This is a genomic window from Sorangium sp. So ce128 (assembly GCF_051525245.1).
GTDB classification, from domain to species: domain Bacteria; phylum Myxococcota_A; class Polyangia; order Polyangiales; family Polyangiaceae; genus Sorangium; species Sorangium cellulosum_B.
Genome location: NZ_CP150313.1, coordinates 1418082 through 1442826 on the forward strand (window position 1 = coordinate 1418082; position 24745 = coordinate 1442826).

Below are 24745 nucleotides of genomic sequence, written 5' to 3' on the forward strand. Positions count from 1 at the left end.
CCTCTCAGCCCTTCACGTCCGGTGGAGCGCCCGGCGCGCCGTCCGGCTCGGGGATGGACCAGATGTCGCCCCAGAGCGGCTGGCCGCCGTCGACGCCGTAGACAGCGCCCGTGATGAAGTCGTTCTGGTCGCTGGCGAGGAAGACGATGAGCCGCGAGACCTCCTCGGGGGTGGCGAGGCGCTTGAGCGGCGTGGCGCGCCGCGCGAGCTCGAGCAGCTCGTCGCCGTACTGCGACGTGCCGCTCGACCGGATGTTGCTGCCGGGCGCGACCGCGTTGACCCGGATGCCGAGCGCCGCCCACTCGACGGCGAGCGAGCGGGTCAGGTTCTCCACGCCGGCGCGCGCGGCGCCCGTGTGCGCCATGCCCGGGAAGCCGCGGCTCACCGACGCGGTGACGTTCACGATCCGGCCGCGGCGCGCCGGGAGCATCGCGCGCCTCGCGACCTCGCGCGTCATGAAGAAGGTGCCGTTCAGGTTGTTGCGGACGACCGCCTCCCAGCCCTTCGGCGTCATGTCGCTGGCCGGGCTCGGGAACTGGCCGCCGGCGTTGTTCACGAGGACGTCGACGCGGCCGAATTTCCCGAGGACCTGGCCCACGAAGGCGGCGATCTGCTCCGGCTCGCGGATATCACACGGCGCGGCGAGCACGTCGTCGCCGGGGACGCCGTCGCCCGCGAGCGTGCTCGCCGCGGCCTCGAGCTTGTCGGCCCGGCGGCCGCAGAGGGCGACCTTCGCGCCGAGGTAAGCGAGCTCACGCGCGCACGCGAGGCCGATGCCGCTGCCCCCGCCGGTGACGATCGCTACCTGGTGTCCGAAGAGTCCTGGGGCGAAGATCGAGCGCACCTGGGTCACGCCCCGCGTTTACAACGGCTCAGCGGGCGCCGCCACACGCTGGGCGATCCGGGGTGGTTCCGGCGTCCCAGGCAGAAAGGCCCCGGCGTTCGAGGGCGCTTGCCCGTCCGGCTCCGGCGCCTGGCGCGGATTGCGCCGCGGCTCGGCGATCGCCCAGCGCGCCTGCCAGACGCCTCGCGGCCGGCGCGCGGTCGGACCGCCGATCCCGCTGCGCGACATCGGCGCTGCTCACGTGAGCGACAGCGCCTCTCGAGCGAGGCATTGTTGAACGAATTTGGTCATTTGCGTGTCCTCACGACGTCCCTGGGCCCCGGAGCCGCCCTCGCCTCGGGGCACGATTCCGGCGCTCCGGCGGAGCGGACCGCGCGGAGAGCAGCGCATTCCGCATGATATCCTCTCGCTCGTCATGGACTCTGCGTACCTCGAAGGGCATGTGATCGCCGATCGGTACCGCGTCGTTCGCGTGCTTGGCCGCGGCGGCAACGCGATCACCTACGAGGCCGAGGACCTCTCGACCGGGGGGCGCGTCGCCGTCAAACAGCTCCTGATCTGGAAGCGCGCGGAGTGGAAGGCCCTCGACCTGTTCGAGCGCGAGGCGAGGGTCCTCGCGAACCTCACCCACCCCAGCATTCCTCGCTATATCGATTACCTCAAGCTCGACGGCGCGCAGGGGCCTTGTTTCTATCTGGTGCAGGAGCTCGCGCCGGGGCGGCCGCTCTCGGCCTGGGTCAAGGACGGATGGCGCGCCGACGAGGCCGAGGCGTCGACCATCGCGCGGCACGTCCTGCGGACGTTGCTTTATCTCCAGGGCTTCAGCCAGCCCATCGTCCACCGCGACATCAAGCCGCAGAACCTCCTCCGCCACGAGGACGGCTCCGTGTACCTCGTCGATTTCGGCGCCGTGGGGGAGGCGCGGGACACGACGTCGGGAGGGAGCACGGTGGTGGGCACGTACGGTTACATGGCCCCGGAGCAGTTCCGCGGCCGCGCCGCGCCCAGGAGCGATCTCTATGGGCTCGGCGCCACGCTGCTGCACGTGCTCTCCGGCCGCGATCCCGCGGATCTGCCCCAGAAGGGCATGCGGTTCGATGTCCGCGGCAGCGTCCAGGTCTCGCCCCCCTTCGCCGACTGGCTCGATCGCATGCTCGATCCCGACCTGGATCGCCGGTTCGCCACGGCGAGGGAAGCGCTCCTCGCGCTCGATCGCCCGGCGGAACGCAGCCCCCGGCGGGGCCTCTTCGCGGCGGCCGCGGTCGCCCTCGGCCTCACGGCCGCCGGCGGCGCCGCCCTGGTCGTCCATCGCACCCGATCGGTTCCGCTCCCCACCGCGGCCGTCTCGCGCGACGCGCCCGGCACGCCCGCGACGACCGCCGCGAAGGAAGCGAAGGAACGGGCGTCCTTCGCCCCGCTGCGCACGCTCTCGGGGCACTGGTCCGCGATCTTCGAGGTCGCTTATGACCCCGGGGGCAAGCGCCTCGCGAGCGGCAGCAACGATCTCGCGCTCAAGCTCTGGAACCTCGACGACGGCCAGCCGCTGCGCTCCTTCGCCGGGCACACGAAGCGCATCGGAGGGATCGCGTTCACGCCGGACGGCAAGGCGCTTGTTTCTGCGGCCGACTCGACCGTGCGGCTCTGGGACGTCGACTCGGGCGCGCCGCTGAAGACGCTCGACGCCGGCGCCGGGGTCATCACCGATCTCGCGCTGTCCGCCGACGGCGGCCGGGTCGCCGTCTCGAGCATGGATGGGACCGTGCGGGTGTTCTCGATCCGGACGGGCGAGAGCGAGAAGACGTTCCAGAACGGCGGGCGCGTCATGTCCGTCGCCATGACGGCCGACGGGCGCGTTGTCCTGAGCGGCGACGACCGCGGGGCCGTCCGGGTCTGGTCGGTCGAGACGGCCAGCGAGATCGGCGTGCTTTCGGGCCACGCCGGGCCGGTGAACCGCATCGTGATCGGGCCCGACGGGCAGACCGTGATCAGCGCGAGCGACGACCGCACCATCCGCCTCTTCCACCTCGGCAGCCGGAAGCCGCTCACCACGCTCTCCGGGCACACCGACGAGGTCTGGTCGCTCGCGCTCTCACCGAACGGCGACACCCTGGTGAGCGGCGGCAAGGACGACATGATCCGGGTCTGGGACGTTTACTCGGGCAAGCTCAGGAGAGAGCAGCGCGCCGGCCTGAACGGCGTGATCGCGCTCGCCTTCCACCCGGGCGGCGCGCAGTTCGCCGCGGGCGGCGGGAACAACCAGATCCGCATCTGGGCGGCGCCGGGCAAGGTGTGGAGGCCGCCGGTGCCGCCCGCCGACTACGCGCCAGCGCCCGTCGTCCCCGAGCCGTCGCCCTCCGTCGAGGCGTCGCTCGTCCGCGACGCCAACGCGCTGCTCGACGAGGCCAGATCGCAGAGCGTCTACCAGCGGGCGCGCGCGCTCCTCGATCAGGCGCTCCGCGCGAACCCCGCCTACGCGCCGGCCCACGCGGCGCTCGGCCGCGTCGCGTACAAGAGCGGTTATCTCCGTGGCAACGAGTACGAGCCGGACAGCCTTGTGCGCGCCCACGAGCACACGGACAAGGCGCTGGAGCTCGATCCCAGATGCCTGGACGCCCATGTGGTCAAGGGCTGGGCCTACATGTTCCAGAAGAACCACGGCGAGGCGCGCAAGAGGGTCGAGGCCGCGGAGGCGCTCCGCCCCGACGCCGACGACGTGGTCCTCCTGTCGGCCACCCTCGCCGAGCGCGAGGGGAAGACCGAGGAGGCCCTCGCGGGCGCGAAGCGGATCATCGAGAGCAGCAAGAACCCGCAGGTGCTGGCGCGCGCTTACGACATCCTCACCGACGTCTACAAGGCCATGCGTGAGTGGGACGCCGTGGAGGATACCTACCTGGCGATCGTTCGCCTCGATCCGAAGTCTGCCTGGGCCAAGGGCAACTACGCCGCCTTTCTCACGTGGAGAGAGGAGCACGATCGGGCCGTGGACATGGCGCGAGCCGCCCTCGCCACGAACGATTACCCGATAGGGCGCACGATCCTGGCCAGCGCGCTGTGCGGCAAGGGCCGGCAGCTGCTCGCCCGGCAGGACCTCGAGGGCGCGCGGGCGCAGTTCCTCGCCGCGAAGGAGGCGTACCCCGGGAGCGCCGAGGCGCCGCACGGCATGGCGCTGTACCTCCGCGCGATGGCGGAGAAGGAGCAGGAGCAGCAGAGACGCGCCGAGCTGCTCGCCGAGGCGAAGAAGCACCTCGAGGAGGCGCTGCGGCTCGATCCCAAACACCGGGGCGCGCAGAAGGCGCTCGCGGCGCTCGACCGGCCCGCGCGCTGAGCGCGCTGGGACCGCGGGTCGGAAATCCCGCCAGAGAAACCCGCCGATGACGAGCGGTCGCCGGAAACAGTAGCGATTTTCATAGCTTCTGCCTGTTTCGCCGCTGAGGGTGGCTTTGGCGTGGCCCAACGGGGCGCTCTGCGCCGCGTCGACTACCTCGCGCCCCTGCACGCCTCCCCGGGGCGCGCGCGACACCGCCGTGCTGCTCGCGCGCCTGGAATATGCGGCCTTGCAGCAGCTCTTCTCCGATCTGCCGGCCGAGACCACGCGCTCTCTCGAACTCGCGCTCGATCTGCTCGCGGCCGACCAGCCAGCCACACCGCTGGAGGGCCGGACGGGGAGACGGCGAGCGAGGTGACGGGCGAACTTCAGCGCACGCACCTCGCCCAGGCTGCCGTGAAGTAATTCCACTTGCCGCTGGCGCCGGCGTTGAACCCGGTGAAGCCGTCGTCGAAGTTGAGCGCCCACGCCGCCGACGCGTTCCGCGCGGCCGCGTGAGAGCCCCAGTACCAGTCGTTGCTCCGGGCGCCGTACTGCGTGTCGGGGAACATCGTCCGATGGATCGAGGGCGCCACCAGCGCCTCGTCGACGAGGGTCGCCAGCTCCCGGATGCTCGGCAAGCGCCAGGCGTGGTCGTTCAGGTCGAGCGTCGCACAGTAGCTCTTCGCCTCCTCCCACGTCATCGTGGTGGGTGAATACCCCTGCTGCCAGATCAGCCCTGTGTAGTTATCTCTCACCTCTGCTTGCGACACGACGGTGTACTGGTCGGGCGGCGCTACGGCCGGGCTGCTTGGCGCCTCCCCCGCGCCGTTGCCCCGCACGCAGCGCAGGCTCGCCGCGTTCGCCTTGGAGTAGGCGTTGCTGACGATCCCGTCGCTCAGGTTGAAGGCCCAGGCGAAGTCGCGATCGCGCCCGGCGCCGGCCTGCCGGATCGTGAGGATCCAGTCGGACGACGTCTTGTGGAAGCCCCCCCGCGCTCCCGGGAACGCGGTACTGTCGATGGCCGGGCTCCGGGTGAAGTCCACGAGCGACGTCATCTCGATGCGCGTGGGCAGACGCCAGTCGGAGAACCCGCCGAGCGTCAGAGAATCGCAGTAGCTGAGCGCCTGGTCCCACGTGTACACGTCCGCGGGAGGGCTCTGCTGCCAGTCGAGGCACGTGACGTTGTCGTGCACCACGCCGCCGCCGAGATCGGTGTAGCTCGCGGGGTTGGGCAGGCCGCGTATACGCGAGGCCGAGCTGCTCGTTTAAGGTCGTCGGACACTGCAGGCTCGCTGCGCTCCGGCTCGACCAGCGCTCCATCGCGCGGTTCACCAGAGACATAACGCAACGCGCGGGCCACACGGTCACCTCAGCTCCTTCCTCTCGTGATCCAGGTGAGCCGAGGCGCCCGAGATCAATCACGGGTTCTTCGTCTTTTTTTGCTTCTCCAACCGATCGCTCAGGAAGGTACTTTTGCGCTGAGGAACGATGAAAAGTTACATGCGCCGGCGGCCACGAGGGGTGAGGTCGCCTGATGCCCACGGCTGAGGAGGGATGGGCACACCGGCGCTGCTCGGGCGCCGTTCGAGGTGGGCTATGGTTCACGCGCTGGCGCAAGGAGGGGGCAGCCGGCGCGCATTGTTCGGATGGCGTCGGACTGCCCCGCGGCGGCGCTGGCCGGTCAGTATTGGGTGTTGTTCGAGCTGGAGATGTTCGACGAGCTCACGCCGATGAACGGCGACTTGCCGATCTGGCTGTAGCGGGTGTTCGTCATCGTCACGGTGCTCGTGCGGCTGTCCGTGCTGAAGATGGACTCCTTTATCTTCGAAATGTCGCACCGGTCGATGATGACGTCGACCTTGAAGGTGGTGCCGCCGTTCTGCCAGGGATATGCACCACGAACGCGGGGGTGAGCCCGAAAAGGTGCCATGTAATGACAAGTTTCGCGCGATCGTCGAGATGACGAACTGCTGGAAGCACTTCACCGTGGATGTCTCGGACCTCAGGCAAATGGGGTGGGGCAAATTCGACACGCTCAAGATGTCCAGGATCTGGGCCGTCGAGTTCGAATTCGATGCGGGGAAGGCGTTCAATCTCTGGATAGACGACGTCTCGTTCTACCGGCGGCCGCAGTAGCCGCACACCACGGCTCGCCACCGCGGAGGTCGTCGGAGGACGTCGCGCTCGCCGGCGCGTCGTGCAGGACGAGCGTCCTGCCGGAGCGGGCCCGGCGCGCCCGGCAGGGCGAGGCAGAGCCTGCCGCCGCACGGCGGCATCGAGCATCTCGCGGGCGAGCTCGGTCGTCTACAGGTAGCTCGCCTCCGGCTACGAGCCTTCCTTAGCACGGCAGCCGTGCTCGCCTCGTCTCCTGGACGGTTCCGCTTGGCCACAAAATTTCACCCTTGCGGTTCCTTCGGGGTGCGCCAAAAAAAAGCGTGCGGACGCCTCAAAGTGGTGACCGAAAGCCAGCACCTCGTCCCACATACCCGTCGAGTTCTGGAAACGGTGATCCCGGACGTTCCGTAGCGGTGGCTCAGCGGCTGCTCGGTCGTGGGGTGATCCGCGACCGGCTCACGTACGCCACGTCCGGCAGCGCCGGCGTCGGCGTTCAGCTTATTTCGATTGGCTTGAAAGGCGAGGACTACAATGAGAGACATTGCGCATGCGACCATGGCCCTGGTCGTGGCGGGAGCCCTTAGTGCGTGCAGCGGGTCCGAGTCGGGCGATGATGGTTCCGGTGGCGCTCCGAATGCAGGCGGCGCATCGGGGCAGACATCCAGCGGAGCATCGGGGCAGACATCCAGCGGCGCATCGGGGCAGACGTCCAGCGGCTCATCGGGCGGTGGAACCTCCGGCACGGGCGGCACCGACAGTCCAGGCGAGTCAATCTGCGGAGTGACGCCGGCCGCCGCGACTGGCCACGTCACGCTGGAGAACCTGTGCCGCGGCGTGGTGGCCGTGCGCTCGGGCGAAGGCAACTTCATCAGCTGGCGGTTGATGGGCTACGAGGATCCCGAGACCGGATTCAACGTCTACCGCGACGGCGCCAAGGTGAACGACACCCCCATCACCGACTCGACCAACTACTTCGACCCGGGGGCCCCCGGAGACGCGAAGTACACCGTCCGCGCCGTGATCGATGGCGCCGAGCAGGGCGACTCGGCCAACACGCGCGACGGGGACGCGGGCACACCCACGTGGCAGCAGAACTATCTGACCATCCCGCTCAAAACGCCCGACAATTACGAAGCCGGGGACGCCTCTCCCGGCGATCTCGACGGCGACGGCGACTACGAGCTCGTGGTCAAGGAGCAGGACACCCCGCGCGATCCGTCGCAAGACGGCCGCACCGGCCAGCCCAAATTCGCGGCCTACGACACCGACGGCACCTTCCTGTGGCGCATCGACCTGGGCATCAACATCCGCGAGAGCGAGCACACCACGCCCTTCGTCGTGTACGACCTCGACGGCGATGGTCGCGCTGAGATCGCCATCAAGACCGCTCCTGGCACGCGCGACGGGAAGGGAGCGTTCCTGCACACCGGTCCCGCCGCCGACGATGACGACTCGCGAGACTATCGCAACGGGGCGGGCAAGATCTTGAGCGGGCCGGAATATCTCACGATCTTCAGCGGCGTCGACGGCTCGGAGCTCGCGACCATCGGGTACCACGCCCCCATCACCAGCGGCAGCTTCGGCGACAACAACGGCAACCGCTCGGATCGCTACAACGCCACGCTGGCGTTCCTCGACGACTCCGGCCAGCCGAGCGTCGTCATGCAGCGGGGCTACTACGCCCGAACGACGTTCGGAGCGTACAACTACCGAGACGGCAAGCTGAGCCTGATGTGGAGCTTCGATTCGTCCGCGAACGGCAACGGTGCCTACGCCAGCAAGGGCACTCACAGCGTCATGGCAGCGGATACGGACGGCGACTTGAGACAGGAGATCATCCCTGGTGGCGCGACGATCGGCCCCGACGGCAAGGGCAAGTGCGCCGTCAACTTCGGCGCGCACGGCGACGCGCTTCACATCACCGACCTGGTCCCCTCACGCCCCGGGCTCGAGGTGTTCCAGCCGACCGAATCGAACGGCGTGCCCTCCTACTTCCTCCGAGATGCGGAGACCTGCGAGATCCTGTGGCGCGGCCCCAACAGCGACGGTGAGGGACCGGGCCGCGGGGCTGCCGACGACATATCTCCCGATAATCCCGGAGGTGAGGCCTGGACCAACACCGCCGGCCTGTTCAATGCGGCCGACGGTCGCAACATCGGATCCCGTCCCCGCCAGGTGAATTTCCTGGTCTGGTGGGACGGCGACGAGAGCCGCGAGCTGCTCGACGGCAACACCGTCACGAACTTCGACGGCGAAGGCCGGGGCTTCACCGCGGAAGGCTGCACCTCGATCAACGGCACCAAATCGGTGCCGACGCTCAGCGCAGATCTGTTCGGCGACTGGCGCGAGGAGGTCGTGTTCCTGTGCGGCAACAGCCTGCGCATCTACACCACCAATCACGTCACCCGACGCCGCATCTACACGCTGATGCACGACCCGCAGTACCGTGCCAACGTGTCGGCGCAAAACGCCAGTTACAACCAGCCGCCGCACACCAGCTTCCACATCGGCGACGGCATGAAGGAGCCCCCCAGACCCGACATTACGGTACGGTGATGCCGGCGTGCCGTCGTGCGGCCGGAGCAGCGCTGCCGCCAGCGGCTTCGCTCCGCCGCCACCGACGGCGAGGTGCTGAGGCTGCGACGCGCGGCGTATATGGGCTTACGTTGGAGCGAATTCGACGACCACGCGCGCCGGCGCATCGCGTACGTCGGCGGCTCGCCGAGCAACGGGGAGGCGCGGATCCGCGCCGAGGCGTACCGGAGGGCGCTCGCCGCGCGCGCGATATCTTACGACGAGCGCCTCGTCGCGTTCGGCGAGTTCACGATCGACACCGGGCGCAGCGCGATGCGCGAGATCCTCGATCGCGGGGTCGATTTCGACGCGGTCGTTGCGGCGAACGACAACATGGCGCTCGGGGCGATCGAGATGCTCAAGGCGCAAGGCGTCGGCGTCCCGAAGGACATCCTCGTGTGCGGCTTCGACGACGTCGGCGTGGCGCGTTACACGAAGCCGTCGCTGACGGCGGTGCGCCAGCCGATCAAGCGGCTCGGGGCGCTCGCGGTCGAGACGGTCCTGCGGATGCTCGACGGCGAGGACGGCCCGGAGCTCAACCTGCAGCAGATCGAGCTCGCGCGGCGCGAGTCGTGCGGCTGCGGGTTCCGGCCCGTCGCCGTGCGCCCGCTCACGGCGCCGCCGCCGCCGGCGCGCGGCGCGCTGCCGTCGCTCGGCGGCCGGCGCGACGAGCTGGAGCGCGCGCTCGAGCTGGCCGTGGGCATCCCGGCCGCCGCCTTCTGGGGCTGGCCCGCCGAGCTGCTCTCGGCGCTCGAGGAGGAGCTCGAGGGGAGCGAGGGCCGCTTCGTGCAGGCGCTGGAGCGCCTCCTCGACATGGCGACGCTCGACGGAGTGTTCCTCGACCGGTTCCAGAGCGTGATCACGCTCCTCCGCGCGCGGCGCCGCCGTCCGTCCGAGGATCCGGCCGCGGCCGCGACAAACGAGACGCTCGAGCGGCTCTGGCACGCTTGCCGCGTCCTCATCGGAAGCGCGTCGGTGCGCGAGGAGGGGCGCCAGCGCCTTGAGGTCGAGGTCGCCTCGATCAACCTGAACTGGAGCGGGCGGTGGTTCTCGACGTGCCTGAGCCTGCCGCTCGTCAAGCGCATGCTGGCCTCGGAGATGCCGAGGCTGCACTTCGCGCACGCCGCCATCTCGCTCTACGAGGACGTCCAGCGAACCACCCTGAAGCCGCTCTTCCTGATGGAGGACGGCCGCGAGGTGGACCCTCGCTCCGAGAGCTTCCCGGTCCAGAAGCTCGCCCCGCCCGGGTTCCTGAACGCGAGCGAGCGCAGGAGCGTGGTCGTGATGCCGCTCATGCTAGGTAACACCGAGCATTTCGGCATCATGGCGCTCGGCAGCGGCGCGAGCGAGATGGTCTACGACGCGCTCCGCCTCCAGCTCGGCTCTGCGATGAAGACGGTGGCGCTCCACCGAGAGGTGGTGCGGCAGGTGGAGCTGCGCGAGCGGCTGGAGCAGGAGCGGGGGCGCGAGGAGAGCCTCGTCGCGGCGCGGATCCAGACGACGCTGGTGCCTGAAGGGCCCGAGCAGCTGGCGGTCGAGGGGCTCGACATCGGCGCGGCGATGACGCCGGCCACGGAGGTCGGCGGCGACTACTACGACGTCATCTCGAGGCCCGAGAGCGGGTGGCTCGGGATCGGCGACGTCGCCGGGCACGGGCTCGCGGCGGGGCTCGTGACGCTGATGATCCAGAGCATGGTGTCGGCGCTGACGAGCAGGGATCCGGGCGCCAGCCCGAGCGAGCTCATCGCCGCGCTCAACAATGCGATCTACAAGAACGTCCGCGGTCGCCTGAAGCGGGACGAGCACGCGACGCTGCTGCTCTTGCGGTACGAGCGGAGCGGCCGCGTGACGTTCGCGGGGGCGCACGACGACATCATCGTCTGCTCGGCGCGCACGCGGCGCTGCGTGTGCATCCCGAGCACCGGGGTCTGGCTCGGCGTGCTCCCCGTGCTCGACGCGCTGACGCGGGATTCCGAGTTCTTCCTGGAGGACGGGGACGTCGTCGTGCTCTACAGCGACGGGGTGACGGAGGCCCGCAACGTTCACCAGGAGCAGTTCGGGCTGGAGCGGCTCTGCGCCGCGATCGAAGCCGCGCAGTCCGCGCCCGTCGAGGTGATCCGCGACCGGATCCTCGGCGAGGTCGAGGGCTGGTGTCCGAGCCCCGACGGCGACATCACCGTCGTCGTGGCGAGATCCGCGCGCCCCGGTAGCCGCCGGGCCGCGCGCGAGGCAGCGAACTGCACGATGGAGCTCGGGCTGTATTCGTCGCCAGGCTCGGCGCGGGCGTCGGGCATGGGCAACTACGCCACGCCCGCCGGCCGGGCGCTGGACCTGGCGCCGTGTTCGAGAGGTGGGGCGAGAGGCTAGTCGCAGGTGTTGTCGCGCGAATTGACCAGCGTGAGGTTGCGGAACGTGCTGCGGGTGGCGCAGGGGCTCTCGTTGACCGCGGTGTTCTTGATCGTGAGGTTCTGGATCGTGATGTCGGAGGAGTTCTCGAACTGGGTGCGCGCGGCGAGGCGGACGTCGCCGCCGCCCGTGACGGTGCCGGACTCCGCCGCGATGTTCACGTTGTGGCAGTTCTCGATGAGGATGGAGTTGTTGCCGGTGTCGGCGACGTCGATGCGGTCGATGGTGACGCCGCCGCTCTCGGACACGCAGAAGATGCCGCGGCCGCCGCCGCGCGCCTTGACCTCGCCGACGTGGATGTTCGTGGGGTAGCCGTCGCCGATGCGGCCGGCGCGGTTGGCGAGGCGGAACGCCGCGTAGCCGGTGCCCGTGCCCGCGTTCACCGCGTCGACCTTGCCGACGTCCGCGTTGGTCGTGTCGTTCAGGAGGAGGCCGCACTCCTTGGTGCTGCGGGCGACGACCGCGCCGATGCGGATGTCGTCGACGCCGTACGTCTCGACGCCGTGAGAGCCGGTCCCCTCGGCGTAGACGTAATCGATGTCGATGTTCTTCACCTTCTTGGTGCGATCCGCGTGGCCGTAGTTGTCGATGCGGATGCCGAGGCCGCTCGAGACGCGCAGCTCGACCTGACCGATACGGAGGTTGTCGACGTCGCGGAAGAACAGGCCGTAGCGCGGCGTGCCGGTGATGGTGACGTTCGGGATCTCGATGTCGGTCCGGCCGCGCGCGTAGATCGGCGCCATGTCGCCGGAGCCGCTGCCCGTGACGTCGATCGTGCCGCAGACGTTGAGCACGGTGTAGCTCGGCACGCTCAGCCGCGCGCTCGCGGGGATGGTCCCCGACCCCTGAACCAGGACCTTCTCCTTGCTCGTGCGGCCGGAGCGCAGGCTGTCGAGCGCCGCCTGCACCGCGGCGCGCATGTCGCCGCCGCTGTAGACGCTGCGGCTGCCGTTCCGCGCGACCCACGTGGATCCGGATCGGGTGACCACGGCGTTGTATCCGCTCGTGTTGCCGTCGCAGGGATAGGCCGGGTCCGACCCGGCCACGAGCGAGAGCCCGTTGTCCGCGCCCGCTCCGTCGCCCGCGGGCGCGTCGTCCGCGGGCGCGTCGCCGCCGGTGTCCTCCAGGTCGCCGCCAGCGGTCAGCGCGCAGCCGGGGGCCACGAGCAGCCCGGCGAGGGTCACGGACACCACGGAAGCCACGTGCATTCTGATCTTCATCTCAAGCTCCAAACGGTAAGGGGTGCCTGCCGTCCCCTGTTGGCGCTCGCGCCGGGCTCGACGCCCGGAGCCCTGGCGGGCAGCACCGAGCGACCGTAGAGGTGCAGTCGCAAAAAGAGTGTCGGCGCGCAGGCGAAACCAATCACGGCTCTCGGCGAGCGACGATGCATTCGCCTGCGAACACACGATTGCAGCGCTGCGCCTCGCCATGGCGCCGACCCGCACCGAACCTCGCACCTCGTCACCATCGATGATCGTCAAATCGGAGTTTGCAGGTGTCCACCTGCGGTTGACGCGCGTGGACGTGCGGCGCTCCCGCCGACCGCCCCATGGGGTGGCGTCCTGACGGGATGTCGCGCCGCGGATGTGCTCGCTAGGCCCTCGACGCGCCCCTGAAGGCCATCGATGCGCCCTCGGAGGATTCCGACACATTTTCTGAAACTTCGATGCGTCCTCAGAGCATTTCAACACATTTTCTGAAGACCACGCTGCGCCCCGGGAGAACTCGGCACGCAGCTTGAATACCACCCATGCACTCTCAGGGGATTTCGACACGTTTTTGGGAGCTTCCGCCGACAGCAGGTTGACCCCCAGCGCGCCTGAGCTCGCTTACCCCTTGTCGCCGAGGCGCGTCGGACTCGCTCTCGCCCTGGATCGGCCCCCGAATGTGCTGGATCTCGCACCCAGAACCGTTCTGGGTTCTCGTGACATGTAGCACGGCGCTGTCCTCGTGGATTCGCGCTTCCAAGGGCGCATGTCGCGCGGGCATGACCTCTGCAGCGAGCCCGACGTCATGAATCACATCAGCCCGAGCCGTGGGCAGAACCGATCTTCGACGCCTTCACGCGCACCGGCGACACGACCGGGACCGGAACAGGCGAGGTCGATCCGAAGAGGAAGCGGCGGGAGAGCATCCTGCGCGTCATGAACGCCGAGTTGGAGGCGCTGCGCCCTGGCGTGCCCGCGCGCGAGCAGGCGAAGCTCGACGCGCACATCGACGGCCTCAAGCTGCTGGCGCCGGGAAGGGCATTCGTCGTCTTATCCGCCGAGATCGTCTCTCACTTTGTCGCGAGTGGACAGGTATCATCTTTTGTGCAGGCGTACGTTCGCAATTCTACGAATTTGCCGTTCTGAACCTTGTAGACGGCGATGTCCCCCTTGACATCGCCAACCGAATCGAAGTCGCATGGGCCTGATGCCCCTTCATAGTTGATGGCTTTGCCGGCGGCGATGGCCTCAATCGCCTTCTTGAACTCCTCCGTTCCCGTTCGCACGATCGTCCCGGCAGGGTCATTGATCTGGTCCAACGCGACGTTGACGTCGGGTCCCGTCACCTTCGACGGATCCTCCAGAGCCAGGGTTGCCTTCACGGTACCCAGAAGCGCCACCACCATCGAATCATACACGGACGAGTCATAACCTGCGGGATCGGCGCCGGTCTCTTCCGCAAAGGCCTTGGCGAAGTTGTCTCCGGACGCGTCGGCGGTCCAGCAAAGGTTCGAGACGCCCTCCTGGCCATCGGCCATCGTCCCCAGGGTTTGCAGAATGGCGGCGCGGCGGAACGACGAGCTGTTCAACATCGGCACGGTATAGCCTGCCTGCTTATAGGCCTTGGCGACACCCACGGCGAGCGTGGGCAGCACCCAATTGACGATGAAATCGGGCGGCCCCTTCGGCTCACTGGGATCATCCGCGTTGACCATGTCGAATGCCCCTGCAACCAGTCCAGCAAAATCGATGGTATTGGGATCTATATTAGGATTCACCCCGAGCATCTCGTAATCGACGATGTCCGGGTTCGGAGGATGCTGAGCCGACCTCAGTTCACCCGTGTATGCAACACGGTCATCGCCGGCAATAATAGACACATTGACCGTCCCATCTCCATCGAGATCTCCATCGCCCTCGGAGCCGCGGGAGAACATGTCTCTAAACATGATTTCGGCGTGCCTAGTGGCCGTGATGGTGGTCCTTCTCAGCCAGTTATCCAAGTCTTGATAGCCGGGCGCATCCGTCGCGGGCGTGGGGGCGGCGTTGGGATTGTTCAGATTCATGTTGGTGCAAGAGCCGCACACGACCGGGACCTTTGTCGGGGAATCGGCAACATAGTTCATGTTGTTGACGGTCATGCTGGTGACGCTCGTGGCCGTCACGAGCACGGGGCTCCCCAAGCCGAGCAACTCGGTGGCAAGCGGTCTCACCGTCGTGGCGTCGCTCTGGTCGTCGCGCTTCTCGAGCTTGAAGCGAAGACCTCGACTCGCGGACGTCCCCGCAAGGGCCTCATTGAATTGTTCGAATGCCATCTCGGCAGCCTGGATCATGTAGGGGTTCGCATTCAGGCCCGTGTCCGGGAGGATCGCTCCGATGACGACGGTAGACTCCTTGGTGGAGTCACCGTTGCTAGCACAGCCAGACATCGCAAGGCACGTTCCCAGGATGATGTATTTTCGCACAGGGCCCCCTTTTCATGTGGTATAGACCAAGGTCTGAACAGAAGGCTCGACCTTGCATCACCTAGACTGTCGGTGGCTAACGGCTGAACTGAACCGAGGCGGCACTATTCTTGTTTGCAGGTTCCGCTTACTCGACCGTCTGGTCAATCGACCGGAGCGCAGACTCCTTCAATCCGTATTGCTTGCGAGCTCTTTCGAGCGCGACGATCGTCTTGATCTCCAACGGCAGCTGAATGGCGGGGCGACGGATCTGCCAGCCGTCGTCGGCCAGATCGAACACCATGTCCGCCGTCTGAACCGCCAACGCGGCATGGTCAGGCACCATCGCAAACGTGCCCAGATGAACCGGCGTCAGAAGCGATGCGACGCCGACGATGACCGGAATGCGGCATTTCTTGCCCACCTTTGGCAACCAAATGGAGGCCAACCATCGCGGCTTCAGCAGAATGTTGTCATTGAGCACCCACAGAGCATCGATCTTTTCGTCTTCCACCAGCGACTCTAACGCTGTCGCGACCTCGGTGCGGCGAGGGTCCCGACCGACTTCCTGGCCGATGATCTCGATCTGCTCTACTTCTGCCAACTTCTTCTGTCGGGCCATGAATCCCGCGAACGGAGCTCGATAGACGACTCCTACACGTCGCACCGGGCGGTTGATGATGGATCGGAGCTTCACAAACTGAGTGACGCCGGGAATCTCGTACGCAATGCCGGTGACGTTCTGCACCATGTGGAAACTGTCTTCCAAGAACGACGTCATCGTGATAACCGCAGGGGGAAACTGCGTCCCGGTCGGCTGAGCGTTTTGATAGGCGCGGTAGAGCCGCACCGCTGCATTGTCCATCAAGACCACGCTTGCAGGCTTGATCGCTCGAATATCATTTGCCAAGAGCTCCGGGCCCGATTCTTCATTGATGCGTTGTTCGAAGACCGCGAAGTCGCCCGAGAGTTCATCCCTCAAGCCCTTCCAAACGCCTTCGACGTGCTCGCTGGCTGGCATGACGACGAGGATGGTGGGAGCGTTCGCGGGCCGGTGCATCCCCCGACTGCGATCGGACGGAGCTGCTGGGATCAGCGGAAAGAAGGCCTTCGTGGCACAAGAAAGGCCACAGCCTACCAACAGCAGGGCGGCGAGCATCATCCGCGCTCTTATCGGTTTACCCCCAGTTCTGCGTTCACTTTGGGGTCGACTTTCTGGCGAGCGCGGCATCGGGCTTCTCCTCCAAGGCGCTTTCGAAATCCCGAACTCGGATCCGACGAATCGTGGCACCATTCCCAGTCGCAGGTAGTCGTCTCGACCTCACCACAACTCCTGTGCTAATTGCATGGTGAATGTTCGTCCCAGTGTGGGCAGGTCCATGCCGACGGGGCCGGGCTCCGAATAACGGGCGTCGGTGAGGTTACGGATTGCCAGGGAGACCCGGGTTTCGCCGAGCGAGAGCGGCTTGAAGCCGTGGCTGGAGACCATCAAGTCGACTCGCATGTAGGCGGGTAGCGTATATGGCTTTCCGTCGTTGAGGCGGAGGTTCTGTTCGGTCGGTCCGCGCTCGCCCACCCAACGTGCCGTGGCCGTCATCTGAAGGTAAGCCTCCGGAATATCGAGCCCGACCGACGACATCCCCCAGACATTGGGAAAGAGCGGTGGCGCCGCGAGGTCTTTGGTCGGGTCCGTTTCATCCGATTTCAACTGCTTTTGATACGCAAGCCCAACCTCCCCATGGCACCTTCCGCTACCCAATCTCATAGCCAGCTCGGTGCCGACGAAGCTGCGAGTAGGCCCGTTTTTCGCAATAAAGCCGAGCCCGTTCGTCGCGAAATCGATGCTACGCTCGAGTTGCTGGTAGAAGACCGATGAGCTGATCTCAATGGCCTCGAATGCGCGGATGTTGAGAATGAACTCGCCGCTTTCGACCACCTGTGGCAAGAGCGGAAGCTGGCCCACGGCGGAACGATTGCCAATAATATTCCCTGTCGTTCCGAAGCCGGGGTTGGCAAACAGGAGCATCGCCGACGGAGCTTGGAAGGCGCGACCACCCACCACGCGTACCGTGACGTCCTCGAACAGTCGATATCCGACAGCTGTCCGCCAGCTCGTCGCGGCGGGGTAAAGGTTCGACTTGTCTAGCCGGAAATCGCCGAGGACAACAAGGTCTGGCGCGATCCTGAGGTTCTGAATGGCGACCTGGCCGTGCACCGCCATGTTGGTGATGTGCTGAAACTCGGCCGTGCCATCGGGAAGGAGAGATTCTTCGTAGCCTGGCGGGTGTCCTGCCGCTGGTTGGCGATAGATTTGAGTGTAGAACGGAACGCGATGTCGTTCGATCGCCGCATCGAAGCCTAGCGCGGTGCTGAGCCACTTCACAGGATCGAACGCGAGTCCCAGACGTCCGTCGAAAGCGTGGTAAGAGAAGTTGCGATGGTAGGCATATTGCTGACTTCCGGACAGATACTGCAGGTCGTCCGCCGCTGGCGCCCCCTGCGACCACCCCAGCGAAGCCCATGTCGAGAACCTTTTCGACCATTTGCGCTCGCCCGTGGCGGAGGCCCAGTAGTTGTCGATGACGTACTTCGAGTTGTGGGTGAGCGCTGAGAAGGACTGGAATTCGCCATAGGCATCGTGGTGCTGCGCTCCGCCCTGCACCGTCAACTCGCCGAGCCCCTCGCGCGATAGTCGGAGATTCGCGTAAAAACTCGCCGGACGTGCCAGATCGCCCTTGGATCTCGTTTCGAAGAAATCCTTGTACTGGACGCTTCTTGGGTCCTGCTTCGGAAACGTTTGTTGCACGGCCAAGCCCGAGCGATCGAGATTCGAATCCGATGTGGACATGAGCAAGCTCAGGTGTTCCGAGCCGTAGGTGACGGTGGCCCACCGACCGAGCCCGCTCGCCCCGGACGTCGAGTAGCCCAGACCAGCAGCGCCGTGGCCCCCCTCGGCGGGTTCGCGGGTGATTACGTTGATTGTCGCGATGAAAGCGTTCGTGCCATACACCGCCGACAACGGACCACGCGCGATGTCTACTTGCTCGACCGCGTCGAACGGCACGTACTCGGGGCCGAGAAACGCCGTCATGTCGGGGCGAAATGAAACCTCGATCCCGTTGATCATGACCTTGACGATGCGGGTGGCGGACGCGAGTCCACCAGTGGTGCCGCGCACGCTGATGGTAGGCGTAACGAGATCGTCGATTACGTAGAGACCTGGGACGTGCGCCAGCACTTCCGCGAGCGAGCTCCAGCCATGTCGCTTGATGTCTTCACGCGTATAGACGAAGACGTTCGCTGAGGACAGGTCCTGCGATTCTGCCTTGCCGCCGCTCGCGGTCGTCACCTCGCGAATGTCCAGCAAATTGGTCAGCGAGAGCTGGTTGAGCGCGGTTTCGTCGAAATCCCCTGCGGGAACCGCCGACTGCGAATGGGCTACCCTCGGCGCCATTAGCCACAGAAGACCGGCGGTCACGGTCGCCCTGTTGCGCAAGCCCTTCTGGGGTAAGTGGCTGTGTGTCCTGGTCGTCATGGTTCCATTGCAACCAGCATGGTCGGACTGCTCCCGAAAGAACAAGAGCAAAGCGCAAAGGCTCCGATGATGGAGATGACGGACCTCCCGTCCTCGGGCGGCGCGTCGGGCAGCGGCGCCGGGTCCCTCGGGGCACGTGAATCCGACCCCGGCGACCCCGACGAGCAGCTCAGCGCCACGAAGAGGCCGCCGAGGCTGTAGGCTCGCCAGAGCAGACGCCGGAAGCGGGGGCGCGTCGACCTCATCTCCATTCGTCGACCCCCAGATCCGCCATCACGTGTTTGGGGAGCTTCCGGATCGCGTTCTCGATGACTTGACGATTGCTCAAAAACGTGACCGCCACCAGCCCGACCTTCGCCGTCGAGAGGCTGAGGATTACGAAGCGCATCGTGCTCTTGGACTCGAAATCGGAACGAAACCGCTCCGGGAGGAGCACGGCGTCGGCCGTCTGGAACTGGAGCAGCGGCAGCAGAGCCTCGATCTTCGTGACGCGCTGGACCTCCGGCGCGTCGCTCACGCCCAGGAGCCCGGCGACGAACTTCGGGAGCGCTTTTCGCTCGACCAGGTCGATGATCCCGTACCTGTGCGATGAGAGCATGTCCTTGGTCAGCGCCTTCGTCGAGACCAGGAGGTATTGCTCCGCGTCGCTCCCCGCCTTCAGGCCCTGGAGGTCGGCTGTCCGGTTGAGCGAGGCCAGGACCGGTCTCGGCGAGAGCGCCGCGCTCGGCGGGTTGGCCTCGAGCGCCGTCCTGAAATCGCTCAGCTTTCCGAAGACCGTGACATCGACGCCGGGCATCGCCTCCTCGATCTCCTGCTCCAGCGCTCGCGCACGGAGCGGCGTCACCGCGTAGACATAGAGCGTGGCCTCGGGGCCGGCCGTGGTCGGGGGGCTGAGCAGCAGGAGGCAGCACCCGAGCAGCAGAGCCGCCGCGAGCAGGACCGCCGACGCGCGCGCGGACCGCCGAGGTCGCGAGGGCCAGAAACCGGCCGTCCCGCTCCGAGCACGCGCGACCAGCTCCTCGATAACAGGGTGAGATGCTCCGGGTCGAAATGGAGAGATCAAGTCGTTGTCTCGCCGCGTACGCTCGTTGTCGCGCCGCGTCCATGACGGTATCCAGCGGTGCGTGGCCTGCGCTTGCTTCGCGAGGTGCTCCAGGGCAATCACGGCCGCTGACCGCCGTCCCCGCGTGGAGCGCGCGCGACACCTATCCACCCCCCTCATGCCCTCCCGGTCATCGTGAGCAGTCAGCGTATCCGAGGATCAACCCTCCTTGTCAAGCGCCCCCTGGTCATGGCCGCACGAAGCGCGGTCAGGGCCAGGCGGCCGTGAAGCGGATGCGCGCTGCGGAGCGGGGGCGCTCCACGGAAACAAGCCTCGCGCCCCGCGCGCGCCGCGAAGCGGCGGTCAGCAAGCCCGACAGGATCTCTGACGCGCGGCATTAGGAGACGGCCTAGTCGGGTCGAGGCGCGCCAGGCTTCACGCCGGTCGCTCGCGCGCTTACGGCGGCCTTCCTGCCCGGCGGAGGCACGAGATGTAATTGGGGTTGCCGACACATCCTGCCTCGTTTGCACACATGTAGAACGACGGTGCGCGTGAGGCTTGATGTCGCCACCTGCGACCACAGGAGAGGGTCGCACGGCGGCGATGACACAGGGCGGTTCGCTGCTGCGACATGAGCTGGAACACCGGCGGTCTCACCGATCCTGGCAGGGCGCTTCGACCTACAGAACCACCCGCTCTGCGCGGCCGCGGAGCTGCGGAAGCTCGTCCCCGCGCTGCTGGACAAGGGCAGGTTCGATCGGACGGTGCGGATCATCGACAAGGCGAACTGGCTTTGTCCTGCGACGGCCGCGGAGAACCGAGTCGTCTCGACGAAGCTGATCACGTCGGACTTTCCTTTGCCTGTCCGGTAGCTCGGGCACGACGACCTTCATCGCCATCGCAATGGTTTTCTCTGCCTCTCTCAGTGCGTTGGCGTTCGAGGGAGCCCTGCGCCGGGTTCATGGACAGTAGCGGAAGGCACAACCGCATGGGCCTGGCTCCCCCGGCTCAACCGGAGCCTAGCGTACCCATCAAGATCACGTTATGCCTCTCCGCGACGGCGATGTTGGGGCGACCTTCGCCCGATCGCGGGGCTTCTCGGACTCGCCAGGTCGTTGACCGGAGCGCGGCGCGTCGTCGGCCCGCTGCGCTCCCAGGGGTTGGCGGTCCCCGGGTCGCGCCAAATCGATGGCTAAGCGGATCGTCACGACGCGGTTCGGCCTACGCGGATCTCCGCGTTTATCGCACTCTGGCACCTCGTCTACGTGGCCTGCTGCTGTCGACGCGCCCTTGCTCGCCCGTTCGGTGCGGGCGTCAGGCCGAGCAGCCGACCGATCGCCTCGTGAACGACCCGGGCCCCCACCTCATCCCCGAGGGCGACGGCGCAGCTCAGGGTGCTGGCGAGTGAGGCGACCACGGCCGCCCGATGCGACGGATCGGTCACGGCGAGCTCCCCAGGCCCGGGGCTTGACACTTGGGCCCGGGTTGGGCCCAGGCCGTCCGAGGGGGTGCGATCCGTCGTCACGCCCTCCCCAAATCCCCGGGGAAGCGACGGATCGCGACGGTTCGCCCCCGCGGAGTCGTCCCGCCAGGATTTCTGGGACGACGAGGCGGATGCGGAAGAAATGTCAATAATTTCAATCTGTTCTGTCTGATTCACGGCCGGGTCGCTCGCTGGCGTGGGCTCGTCGCTTTTCGTGATTGGCTCGTTAGCGAGGCATCGGAACAATAGCGCCAGGCCCGTCAGCCTGCCCCGCCCATCGTGAGCACCATGCGCCAGCGTGTCTACGAACCGCGACTGTGGCGGGCTCCGACGGACAGGGGAGCACCATCGTTTCACGATAGCTGCGCACCGCATGAGCGTTAGAGCATTGTGGCCATCTCGGGCGGCCAGAGATCGCTCGGGCTCAGGGTGCAGGTGACGCGGGGGTAGACGAAGTCGGTTTCCTCGTTCTCCCTGCGGCGGAGCTGGAGGAATTGGTGGCGCTCCTCGTCGTTGGCCAGGGTCAGCGGTGTGCCGTCCGCAAGCTCGGGACGCCCGTCACGAACACATACCCAGGTCTTCGAGGTGCGAAACGTGCCCCCGAGCCAGGGGTTGTCGGGAGCGTCAGTCGCGGGGTCCAGCACGATCCGGTGACGGAACCTTCGATTGGTGTCGGCGGAGAATACGACGACGCGGCCGTGGAGGAGTGGGATTACGAAGGAGGGCCCCCCGGGCTCCTTCGACTCCACCATCAGCCGCCGTGACGGCCCGGCCTGGGGGTGTTCGTAACAGGAGAAAAGGGCGATCTCGCCGGCATCCTCCAGGTCGAGCGCCTGGTCCGAGTGGGCGCGCATGGTGGCGTAGGCGCGGGTGTAGACCTCCAGCAGCGCGTTGTTGAAGGGTAGCGCGAGCGAGGCACACGCGCGGATCTGCCGTGCGAGCGTGGTGTGGATCGGCCGAAAACACTGAGCCGGGAGCTTGTAAGCGGTCGTGGTGCGGACGATGGGGACCCCGCGCGGGCCGTCGCTCACCACGAGCACCGCGCCGCGCCGGCCTTTCCCGAGCTCCTCGAGCCGAGCCGACGCGGACAGCGCCGCGAAGAGGTCGCCCTCGGCGGGCACGGTGTAGGTGCGAAACATGTCCGACGCCTCGTAGATCGGCGCCCGGTAGTCCCCTGCGTTCATGCTGAAGCGAAAGCCGTCTCCGTAGTCGATGGGGGCCGACGTCTTGTTCTCTTCGGCGTACAACCGGCGAAGCGCCGTCATCCCCTCGGGCGTGGGGGCCTCCAGCTCCACCCGCGTCCCGTCCTGGAGCAGGAATGTGCGCCCACCCTCGTGGACCGCCTCGGTCTTCGAGCAGCGCACCACGTAGCCCAGCCGGGTCGGGAGCCGCGCGGCGTCCAACTCGGACGGCACTATCTCGTGAGTGTAGCGTCGGTTGGTCGACAGCGGCATGAAGAACACCGAGTTGGGATACAGCGTGATCGTGAACTGGTCCGGAAATGTGTGTCCCTCCTCGGTCTCGATCTCCTTGTATCGGAAGCGGAGCCGGGTCAATCCGGTGATCGCCCGGTGACCACGATCGAAGCGGTCGCCGGTGATGGGCGCGAGCCGATCGAGGAGTTCGTAGAAGGTGCAGAAGGCCATGACGCCGTCGCCCGGCATGCGGTGGGTGTCAAGATAGTTGTCCGTTGATTCGGTCACATCCTCGTGAGTGCCTGAGCCTCGTGAGTGTGGGGGTTGAGGGTCACGGGGCCGATGGGCGTCCAGTTGCGTGTCTGGCCGGTCCAGCGCAGGGGCGTCCTGCGGCGGGCCCGCTGGTAGAGGGCATGGCGGGCGGCGAGCAGCGCGCCGTCGCGCCCCCGGTGTCGGTCGTCGGGCGTGACAAAGCGGATGCTGCTGTGCAGGTGCTCGCCGTTGTACCAGGCGACGAAGCGCGCGACCCACTGGCGTGCCTGTTCCACGGTGGCAAACGGGCGGCGTGGGTACTCGGGCCGGTACTTGAGGGTGCGGAAAAGGGCCTCCGCGTAGGGGTTGTCGTCGCTGACGCGAGGGCGGCTGAAGGAGGGCACGACGCCCAGGCGCTGGAGGGTGGCGAGCATGGTCGAGCCCTTCATCGGGCCGCCGTTGTCTGCGTGCAGCACCAGGCAGCCGGAGCCCACTTTTTCACGGCCGCACGTCTGCTTGACGAGGCGAGCAGCAGCGACCATCGACTCCTCGGTCTCGACCGACCAGCCGACAATCTTGCGGCTGTAGACGTCCACAACCAGGTACAGGAAGTAGAACGCTCCGCGCACTGCGCTCTTCAGGTAGGTGATGTCCCAGCACCACACCTGATTGGGCCTTCTGGCGACGAACGAGCGAGGACGATGGGCGCTTGCCGGTCGAGCCGGATTGCGGTGTGCCAGCAGCCCCTGCTCGCGCAGGACGCGGTAGAAGCTCGACTCCGACGCGAGATACACGCCGCGGTCGGCCAGGCGCGGGACGATCTGCTTGGGCGAGAGGTTGCGGAACTCCGGGCTATTGGCCGTCTCGACGATGCGCCGGCGCTCCGCTTCGGTCAGCTTGTGCACCGGGGCGTGGCGCGGTCCGGCTCGACCATCCTCGCCGCCGGCCTCGCCTCGCCAGCGAGCCACTGTGCGCGCGCTGAGTCCGAGCGCACGGCAGGCCGCCGCGAGCGTGGCGCCGCCACGCACGGCCTCGTCGATGAGCTCGAGGGTCACCTGTCGGTCTCCGGGTCCGTGTCGTCGTCCCCGTCCCCCCAGATGGTCTGGGCTTTCCTAAGAAGCTCCTGCCGCAGCCTGCCCCTCGACGAGCGTCAGGCCCAGCGCATCCGCCCGTCGGCGGAGATTGGCGATCGATCGTTGCCGGTAGCGCTCTTCGTAGTAGTTCGCGCCCGGATCGACGTAGGCCGAGCCGTGCCGCAGGGTGTTGTAGAAAAGTACGGCGATCTTGCGGGCCGTGGCCGTTATAGCCTTCGCCTTGCCGATACGCGCGGCGAGTCGCCGGAAGAACGCTCCGAGCCCTGTGCTCGTTCGACTCACCGAGACCGCTGCAAGGCGCAGCAGGGCCGCTGCACGATTCGCCGAGGGGCGTGTGCGGGAGCTGAGTACCTTGCCGCCCGAAATCTTGGTGCCCGGTGCGAGCGTCAACCACGAGGTGAAGTGTTTTACGGTAGGCCAGCGCGTCATGTCGGTACCGCACTCCGCCACGATCCGCAGCGCCGAGGACGGGCCGAGGCCGTTGATCTGCGTCAGGTCGACGCCGAGCATCGCATGCAGCAGGGCATGGACGTCGAAACGCGGTTCATTCCTCTGGGCCTTGCGTCAGCGTGGAGGAGGTGGTGGCGGGGCAGTCTCCTTCTGTGGCAACGCGCGGACGGTTCGCTCGATCTCGGCATCGCAGTCCTGCAATTTGGCTTGGTAGGTGTCGTAGAGCTCGATGGCCTGCCGAAGAGCGAAGACGTGCTCCGGCCGGTAATTGCCCGTCAGCGCCTCGCAGATCGTCTCGACCGATGCTTTGCAGCGCACGTCACGGTGAGCCGCCAGCACTTCGGGATCGCGCTCAGCACCAATGATCGCCCGCAAGATCTTCATGCCGGTGAGCAAGACCGACCTGATGGAGCCCTTCCCGAGGCTCAAGGCCTACTACGAGCGCTGTCAGGCCCGCCCGGCGTGGCAGCGCACCCTTGGCCTCTACGCCGAGCGACTCGGCGTGAGCGTCGACGACATCCGCGAGAGCGTAAGTTCTCGTCACGACAGGGAAGCGCAGGCAGCGCGAGGAGTTAA

At 66.9% G+C, this 24745-nt stretch carries 16 protein-coding genes and 2 pseudogenes; 6 read left to right on the plus strand and 12 right to left on the minus strand.

Going from position 1 to position 24745, the window contains the following annotated elements; all coding sequences use genetic code 11:
- Nucleotides 1-4: 4 nt before the first annotated feature.
- The gene (locus WME82_RS05425; RefSeq protein ID WP_438041942.1) at nt 5-853 is read right to left on the minus strand and encodes an SDR family oxidoreductase; all 849 of its coding nucleotides are present in this window, start codon (nt 851-853) and stop codon (nt 5-7) included.
- Nucleotides 854-1259: 406 nt separating this feature from the next.
- Here WME82_RS05425 and WME82_RS05430 point away from each other — a divergent pair, with 406 nt between their 5' ends.
- Both WME82_RS05430 and WME82_RS05435 read left to right on the plus strand, forming a co-directional pair.
- Nucleotides 1260-4169 carry a protein kinase domain-containing protein gene (locus WME82_RS05430; RefSeq protein ID WP_438041943.1) on the plus strand — a complete coding sequence of 970 codons (2910 nt, stop codon included), beginning with the start codon at nt 1260-1262 and terminating at the stop codon, nt 4167-4169.
- A 199-nt stretch (nt 4170-4368) separates the two neighbouring features.
- On the plus strand, nt 4369-4527 hold the full coding sequence (locus WME82_RS05435; RefSeq protein WP_438041944.1) for a hypothetical protein: 159 nt from the start codon (nt 4369-4371) through the stop codon (nt 4525-4527).
- Nucleotides 4528-4537: 10 nt separating this feature from the next.
- Here WME82_RS05435 and WME82_RS05440 read toward each other — a convergent pair whose 3' ends face one another.
- Together WME82_RS05440 and WME82_RS05445 are read right to left on the minus strand one after the other, a co-directional pair.
- Nucleotides 4538-5347 (minus strand): DUF1566 domain-containing protein, encoded by an 810-nt coding sequence (locus tag WME82_RS05440; protein WP_438041945.1) that lies wholly within the window; start codon nt 5345-5347, stop codon nt 4538-4540.
- 485 nt (nt 5348-5832) lie between these two features.
- Nucleotides 5833-6081 carry a hypothetical protein gene (locus WME82_RS05445; protein ID WP_438041946.1) on the minus strand — a complete coding sequence of 83 codons (249 nt, stop codon included), beginning with the start codon at nt 6079-6081 and terminating at the stop codon, nt 5833-5835.
- Nucleotides 6082-6110: 29 nt separating this feature from the next.
- Between WME82_RS05445 and WME82_RS05450 the strand changes: the two genes are divergently transcribed.
- The 3 genes from WME82_RS05450 (at nt 6111) to WME82_RS05460 (ending at nt 11207) form a co-directional block, all read left to right on the plus strand.
- Nucleotides 6111-6287, plus strand: a complete 177-nt coding sequence (locus WME82_RS05450) for a hypothetical protein (RefSeq protein ID WP_438041947.1) — start codon at nt 6111-6113, stop codon at nt 6285-6287.
- Between the two features lie 759 nt (nt 6288-7046).
- The gene (locus tag WME82_RS05455; RefSeq protein WP_438041948.1) at nt 7047-8822 is read left to right on the plus strand and encodes a rhamnogalacturonan lyase; all 1776 of its coding nucleotides are present in this window, start codon (nt 7047-7049) and stop codon (nt 8820-8822) included.
- Between the two features lie 99 nt (nt 8823-8921).
- The gene (locus WME82_RS05460; protein ID WP_438041949.1) at nt 8922-11207 is read left to right on the plus strand and encodes a SpoIIE family protein phosphatase; all 2286 of its coding nucleotides are present in this window, start codon (nt 8922-8924) and stop codon (nt 11205-11207) included.
- Here WME82_RS05460 and WME82_RS05465 read toward each other — a convergent pair.
- The 5 genes from WME82_RS05465 to WME82_RS05485 all read right to left on the minus strand — a co-directional run bounded on the left by WME82_RS05465 (nt 11204) and on the right by WME82_RS05485 (nt 18376).
- Nucleotides 11204-12466, minus strand: coding sequence for a hypothetical protein (locus WME82_RS05465; protein WP_438041950.1), 1263 nt, complete (start codon nt 12464-12466; stop codon nt 11204-11206). The two genes, WME82_RS05460 and WME82_RS05465, sit on opposite strands and share 4 nt — an antisense overlap.
- 803 nt (nt 12467-13269) lie before the next feature.
- Nucleotides 13270-13461: a hypothetical protein gene (locus WME82_RS05470; protein WP_438041951.1), complete on the minus strand. Its 192-nt coding sequence runs from the start codon at nt 13459-13461 to the stop codon at nt 13270-13272.
- A 63-nt stretch (nt 13462-13524) separates the two neighbouring features.
- Entirely contained in the window at nt 13525-14919 is a 1395-nt protein-coding gene (locus WME82_RS05475; RefSeq protein ID WP_438041952.1) for an ABC transporter substrate-binding protein, read from the minus strand.
- Nucleotides 14920-15046: 127 nt separating this feature from the next.
- Entirely contained in the window at nt 15047-16060 is a 1014-nt protein-coding gene (locus WME82_RS05480) for a hypothetical protein (RefSeq protein WP_438041953.1), read from the minus strand.
- Nucleotides 16061-16219: 159 nt separating this feature from the next.
- The gene (locus WME82_RS05485) at nt 16220-18376 is read right to left on the minus strand and encodes a TonB-dependent receptor plug domain-containing protein (protein ID WP_438041954.1); all 2157 of its coding nucleotides are present in this window, start codon (nt 18374-18376) and stop codon (nt 16220-16222) included.
- A gap of 132 nt (nt 18377-18508) precedes the next feature.
- On the opposite strand from WME82_RS05485, the gene WME82_RS05490 reads away from it, so the two are divergent.
- Complete coding sequence (locus WME82_RS05490) at nt 18509-18634, plus strand: hypothetical protein (RefSeq protein ID WP_438041955.1); 126 nt, start codon at nt 18509-18511, stop codon at nt 18632-18634.
- Nucleotides 18635-18674: 40 nt separating this feature from the next.
- Here WME82_RS05490 and WME82_RS05495 read toward each other — a convergent pair whose 3' ends face one another.
- The 4 genes and pseudogenes from WME82_RS05495 to WME82_RS05510 all read right to left on the minus strand — a co-directional run.
- Entirely contained in the window at nt 18675-19277 is a 603-nt protein-coding gene (locus WME82_RS05495; RefSeq protein WP_438041956.1) for a hypothetical protein, read from the minus strand.
- Nucleotides 19278-22115: 2838 nt separating this feature from the next.
- Nucleotides 22116-22631 (minus strand): annotated as a pseudogene (locus tag WME82_RS05500) (hypothetical protein); the annotation flags it as partial.
- 26 nt (nt 22632-22657) lie between these two features.
- Nucleotides 22658-23680, minus strand: coding sequence for an IS3 family transposase (locus tag WME82_RS05505; RefSeq protein ID WP_438041957.1), 1023 nt, complete (start codon nt 23678-23680; stop codon nt 22658-22660).
- Between the two features lie 57 nt (nt 23681-23737).
- Nucleotides 23738-24559: pseudogene (locus WME82_RS05510) on the minus strand (transposase); the annotation flags it as partial.
- Nucleotides 24560-24745 lie beyond the last annotated feature (186 nt).